This window comes from Paenibacillus sp. 01T422, assembly GCF_056398785.1.
On the sequence record NZ_JBFTQB010000639.1, the window covers coordinates 1 to 6,126 of the forward strand.

Consider the following 6,126-nt stretch of genomic DNA (forward strand, 5'->3'; position numbering starts at 1 on the left):
GAACAGATACAACATTTTTTCTTGGGTCGGCAGCGATGAACAGATACAACATTTTTTCTTGGGTCGGCAGCGATTTATTGCGATAAACAACCTTCGTTGTCTCTTTAATCTTAACCTTAGCTGCTGGAACAGTTCGTTTCTGATCAAGCGCTAAATTCCCCTGGATGTAAGATGGCATATCAACTTCCTCCTTTTGTGTCAAAGCTTTTCTGCAATACGTAATTTGGCGGATCTTGCTCTTTGGTTCACCTCAAGTTCATGTTCACTTGGAATTATCGGTTTGCGTGTTACTAATTTAAGATCACCGGCTTTATCGCAAACACACATCGGAAACGCCGGTGGACACGTACATTTCTCTACATTTTTGACGAAAAACTGCTTGCAGATGCGATCTTCCAAAGAATGGAACGTGATAACCGCTACTCTGCCCTCTGGTGCCAAACATCTCACAGATTGCTCCAAAGCCTCTTCAAAAGCACCTAACTCATCGTTAACCGCTATGCGCAGCGCCTGGAAACTTCTCTTAGCTGGATGTCCGCCTGTTCTCCTCGCTGCTGCAGGAATCCCTTCCTTGATCAGCTCAACAAGTTCACCAGTGGTTTCAATCGGCCCTTTGGTACGAGCTTCAGCGATGACACCTGCAATCCGACGAGAAAATTTCTCTTCCCCGTACTCAAACAAAATCTTCGCAATTCGCTCAGGGGCCCATTCATTAACAATCGTTTTGGCGGTTAATTCCGTTGTGCGATCCATTCTCATATCGAGCTCTGCATCTTGGTGATAAGAGAAACCTCTCTCTCCATCATCCAGCTGCGGGGAAGATACGCCAAGGTCGAAGAGAATCCCATCAACCTGAGGTTTCCCATCGCGTAGTGCTCTCGGCTCATCCATGAGCACCTGCTCTAAATCTCTGAAATTGCTTTTCACGATTTTCACTCGATCTAAGTAAGGCGAGAGGACAGTTTGAGCATTAGCTAGAGCAACATCGTCCTGGTCAAGAGCTATCAGTAACCCATTAGGACCTAATTTAGAAGCTATCAGGGAACTATGCCCTGCCCCCCCCATCGTACAATCCACGTATACGCCATCAGGCTTTATATGTAAACCTTCAACTGATTCTTCTTTTAGTACCGTCACATGATGAAACAACTTGGTGTCCTCCTAGAGCTTTGCTTTGGCAAAGCTTTCTTCGTAAGCATAGTCTTTGTTTTGCCTTGGCAAAACTGTCTTCGTAAGCGTAATCTTTAAAACATCTATAAATCAAAATTAAAGTCGACGAGTTTCTCAGCTATTTCATTGAATGACTGTTCCGATTCATTGGCATAGCTTTCCCAAATTTGCTTACTCCAAATCTCTACTCGGTTAGAAACACCGATTACGACGCAATCTTTTTCAAGCTTGGCATGATCGACGAGATTGCCTGGAATATTAGCCCGACCTTGTTTATCAAGGTCGCACTCCGTTGCACCAGAGAAGAAAAAGCGGGTAAATGCACGAGCATCTGATTTCATCAGCGGCAATGCCTTCAGCTTTTGCTCGAGCACAGCCCATTCGGAACGTGGGTACACGAACAAGCACTGATCTAGACCGCGAGTGATAACGAAGGATTCGCCAAGGGCTTCACGAAACTTGGCCGGGATAATCATACGACCCTTTTCGTCTATGCTATGTTGATATTCCCCCATGAACATAGCATGGCGCCCCCCTTTCCCTCCACTTCGTACCACTTTTCACCACTTTTTAAAGTTAATTCGCCAATAACGCAACAAATCCTGCTTCTTGAGCAGGATTTGTGAAAATTTTTTTCATATTTAGGTCTATTCTGCGTCTTTTGTTCCTTGTTTCTCGTCTTCAAGTGAGTTCAAAGAAGCATTTTGCTCTTTAAGCTGATTTCGCATCGCTTCCAATTGCTTGTTTCTTTTGCGCCTGTATACCCAAATTGGAATACCAATCAATAACGCAATCACGATGATCGGGAATGCAGCCGCCAGGAAAACAAGAATACCCTGAAGCACCGCTACTAGTACATTTAGGCTAGAACTCCACGCCTTCTCAATGCGCTCATTTAGGCTAAGCTTACTTGGGTCTGAAAGGAGAGGCTTCTTATCCGTTTGTTGATACATCCGGATTTCTATCGTGGAGTAAGCTACATTTTGATCCAAGTACCTCATACGGCCTTTGATCTGTTCGATCGTTTCTTGCACTTTCGAGAGCTCATTCGAGAATGCCAGCAGATCATCCGTCTTTGAAGCTTTCTCCATAAAGCCGAGCAATCTCGTTTCTACCAGCTGTTTGGCTTTCAAACGTGAACTGAGATCAACGTATTCTTCCGTTACATCCTGCCCCTGAACATTCCTTTGCAGTGATGGACTGATCTTCTCTAAACCATCCAACAAAGAAACAAAGCCATTAGCGGCCACTTTAATGGTATACGTGCCGCCTTTCTCTCCTGTATTAGCGTTCTCCGAGAACTGCAGGATGTACGCTCCACTCAAAGTCACAAGGTCTCTGAGCGCCGTTTGAGCTTTCCCGTAATCATCTACCGGCATAACCAAATTAGCCCGGTAAATCAGCTTACGATTAAAGCCGGCAGCTTCATCGCTGCCAATTGCCGGCATAACAGTCATCGTAGYATCTTTGCCATCAGTTGGCGCTTGAGCCGTAGCAGTGTCTGCTACTTTCCCCTTCAGGTCGCTCGCTGCCTGTGCCTGAACGGCGGGAGCAGCAGCATTTTGACTTTCTGCGCGCGGCACATCCATCTTCATTGCGTCACTGCTGACTGAGCTCATTTTTTGCTCTGAGGACGAAGTTGCCTCACCTTTGGATGAGCTGCATCCTGCCAAAAGACCGCTAATCAGCATACCTACAGCAAGCAGCATTGAAACCTTTTGACCCCACTTTTTGACCCCCATCTTGCCATCCCCTCGCTACCAAATATAGGTTACACACCCTATAAACGGATGGCACACTCAATTTGTTGCATAATCTTTACAAATAAAAAAACCTCCCAGACCACTAAGCGGTCCGAAAGGTTCATATTATTTAATGCTCTGCCCAACTATCCAGGTACAGCTTTTGCTCATCACTTAAGGAATCAATGCTTGTGCCAAGCGATTCCAATTTGAATCTGGCCACTTGCTCATCCAGTACGTAAGGCACATTGACAACTGTTTTACCTAGTTTGTTATATTCATCATTCACATATTTTAGAGACATTGCTTGCAGCGCAAACGTCATATCCATGATTTCAGCTGGATGTCCGTCACCTGCCGCCAAGTTCACAAGACGTCCTTCAGCCAGCACATAGATTTTACGGCCATCCGTCAGCTGATACTCTTCAATGTTACGACGAACTGTACGCTTGGACACCGATTGTGCTTCAAGTTCAGGCTTGTTAACTTCCACGTCGAAATGGCCTGCATTCGAAAGAATAGCGCCATCCTTCATGACTTTATAATGTTCGCCGCGGATAACATCCCGGTTGCCCGTTACCGTCACGAAGAAATCACCCAATTTCGCCGCTTCAATCATCGGCATTACTGCAAAACCATCCATGTAAGCTTCAACGCCTTTGATAGCGTCAATTTCTGTCACGATCACATTAGCGCCTAGACCTTTGGCACGCATCGCAACACCTTTACCGCACCAGCCGTAGCCGACAACAACAACTGTTTTACCGGCAACAACCAAGTTCGTTGTACGGTTAATTCCGTCCCAAACGGATTGACCTGTACCGTAGCGGTTGTCAAACAAGTATTTACAGAAGGCATCGTTAACAGCAACCATCGGGAATTCCAGTTTCCCTTCTTTTTCCATCGCTTTCAAACGAATGATACCGGTTGTTGTTTCCTCAGCACCGCCGCGAACTTGTGCAGCAAGATCCTTACGCATACATCATCTTGTGTAGACAGCGGATTGCTGCCTGTAATCGTAACTTCCGCTCCGCCTGCTTTCACTACTTTAGCCAAGTAAGCTGTTTTCGCTTCCAAATGCAAGGAGATGGTTACTTTTAATCCTTTAAAAGGTTGTTCTTTTTCAAATTGCTCACGGATACGGTTCAAAACAGGCATATGCGCCTGAACCCAATCAATTTTCAAAYGGCCTTCAGGTGCCAGCGTCATATCGGCAACAATACTTTTTTCAACAGTTGTCATGTATGTTCCTCCTACAAATAATAAACACGATGCAAACCGTCCACAGGGATCGGCGTCTCGACAAGCGCACGCAGCCAATCATTCCCATATCGATTCATATAAACACACCCATTATACACTCTTTCTTGCGGCTTTGCTAACGGTATTATGGTTAATCGAATGCGCTCTAGTTGTCTTAACGTCGCATCAAACTGTGTTTTGTACGCATCCGAAGCTTTATTTTGCAGGAATTCTATCTGTTCTAAAATTTTCATCAGATTCGTATCTCCGAGCTTTTTAATGCCAGAATTAATCACGGCCAATGATTCAACAAGGGGGGCGTAGCTGCTCTCAAACTCCGTTTTCACCTTATCGAAACGTTCACCTAGTCGCAATGTATCTTGCGCATCCAGCCACTCCTGCTTCTTTTGCTCAAAACGATGCAGGACATCCTCAAATGTAAAATCATACTTGTGCATTTGTTTCTGAACGGTGCCTTCGATCAAGGTAAACTCCAGACGCGGCACAACAATCGGCATTTTCATGCCAAACTGTTCAAACGCCTGCTTCGTGAGCGCCCAGTAAGCAATTTCACCGGCACCTAACACGCTGGCGAGTACAGGGAACAAAAACTCTTGCATAAGCGGCCTGGACATGACATTGTTGCTCAACTGCTCAGGGCTCGTTACCGCCAGATCATGCAGTTGTTCTCTGGTAAAGCGATATTCCTTTTTCTTATCTGTAAAATACTCCCCTTCACGATGCAGAAGCAAACGGTGTCCACCTGCGTAAACAAAAAGATTTGCCCCGTCATTCGCTACTTCGGCTTGACTGCTGTAGCCTGCACGCTGCACGTCGTCTTGACTCTTCATGAGGGATGCTGCGAAAGCTTCGTTTTGCAAAACTAGCTGCTCGAACATCTCTGTTTCTATGGCACGAAGAGCTGGTTCATCTGAATCAATCATAACAAGTCCATATTCGCCGAACAGGACAGCCATCCAACGGGCAAAAGCATCGGATAGTGTTGAGTTACCCGCCGTAGTGCCTTCTAATTTCGCCATCAGGGAAGCTTTGAACTCCGTATCCATCAAGGACTGATCCAATGCCGCCAAGGCGTCTCTCCACGCTTCAGGCTCTAGCGGAAGCTTGCTAACAGACGTGCGTAGCCCTGTTGGGTGGTCCACCTTCATTTTGTCAATCTGCTGTGCATTCGACAGAACGTACATATGATTTACTTCGTCAAAATCATGGTCTTCGCCAGCGATCCAGAAGATAGGAACGACCGGACGATTTAATTTGGAGCTCCACTCACGAGCAAGCTGAATAATCGTGATGGCTTTGTACAAAACGAGTAGCGAACCGCCGAACAGCCCTGCTTGCTGTCCACCAACAATGGCAAGTGCCTCTTGGTTAGCGAGCGCGGCAATTTGATCCAGGGCAGCCCCGGTATTACCAATTCTCTCGTTGTATGCTTTCAGCACTTCCACCAAGCATCCGCGATCAGCCTTCCGTGCGGAATACCCTTCGTCTAACCACTTAACGCGGGATTGCCAATCTTCTTGATTTCCAAAATGATATGGAAATAATGGTGCAGCTTCTGCTGATTGATGAATATAATCCTCAGCTAGTTTCTGACTCTTTTTCCAATGAAAAGTTTCCATTTGCATATGCGACTAGTGTCCCCTCTTCATACCAAATAAAACAACTATCCTTTGATTGTACACGGTAGGCAGAAAATCGTCAAAACTGTATTTCAATTAATTACAATTGAACGGTCGAATGCCAAAAAGCCGCCCCTTTCGGGACGGCCGGTGAAAGATTTAGTACAAATGACAAGCCACGAAGTGATTCGGTTCCACTTCTTTGGTTGGCGGCATGGATTCCGCGCATTGCGGCATCGCCTGCGGACAACGTGTACGGAACGGACAACCACTTGGCGGGTTGAGCGGACTCGGCACGTCGCCTTGAAGAATGATGCGCTCACGTGTACGCT

At 46.1% G+C, this 6,126-nt stretch carries 5 protein-coding genes and 1 pseudogene; all 6 read right to left on the reverse strand.

From position 1 onward, the window contains the following. Positions 1–198: 198 nt before the first annotated feature. Positions 199–1,149 (reverse strand): 16S rRNA (cytosine(1402)-N(4))-methyltransferase RsmH, encoded by a 951-nt coding sequence (gene rsmH, locus AC1DUA_RS27905; protein WP_477502866.1) that lies wholly within the window; start codon positions 1,147–1,149, stop codon positions 199–201. A gap of 104 nt (positions 1,150–1,253) precedes the next feature. Next, positions 1,254–1,691 carry a division/cell wall cluster transcriptional repressor MraZ gene (mraZ, locus tag AC1DUA_RS27910; protein ID WP_145656939.1) on the reverse strand — a complete coding sequence of 146 codons (438 nt, stop codon included), beginning with the start codon at positions 1,689–1,691 and terminating at the stop codon, positions 1,254–1,256. Positions 1,692–1,817: 126 nt separating this feature from the next. Beyond that, entirely contained in the window at positions 1,818–2,912 is a 1,095-nt protein-coding gene (locus AC1DUA_RS27915) for a DUF4349 domain-containing protein (protein WP_477502867.1), read from the reverse strand. Between the two features lie 130 nt (positions 2,913–3,042). Beyond that, positions 3,043–4,154 (reverse strand): annotated as a pseudogene (locus AC1DUA_RS27920) (adenosylhomocysteinase). An 11-nt stretch (positions 4,155–4,165) separates the two neighbouring features. Then, positions 4,166–5,800 carry a bacillithiol biosynthesis cysteine-adding enzyme BshC gene (gene bshC / locus AC1DUA_RS27925; RefSeq protein ID WP_477502868.1) on the reverse strand — a complete coding sequence of 545 codons (1,635 nt, stop codon included), beginning with the start codon at positions 5,798–5,800 and terminating at the stop codon, positions 4,166–4,168. Between the two features lie 153 nt (positions 5,801–5,953). After that, the coding region (locus tag AC1DUA_RS27930) for an oligopeptide/dipeptide ABC transporter ATP-binding protein (protein ID WP_477502869.1) at positions 5,954–6,126 on the reverse strand (173 nt) is incomplete at its 5' end.

Excerpts from the sequence above, each read along its gene's own strand:
- mraZ (WP_145656939.1), bottom strand. The coding sequence starts at position 1,691 with ATGTTCATGGGGGAATATCAACATAGCATAGACGAAAAGGGTCGTATG.
- bshC (WP_477502868.1), bottom strand. The coding sequence starts at position 5,800 with ATGCAAATGGAAACTTTTCATTGGAAAAAGAGTCAGAAACTAGCTGAG.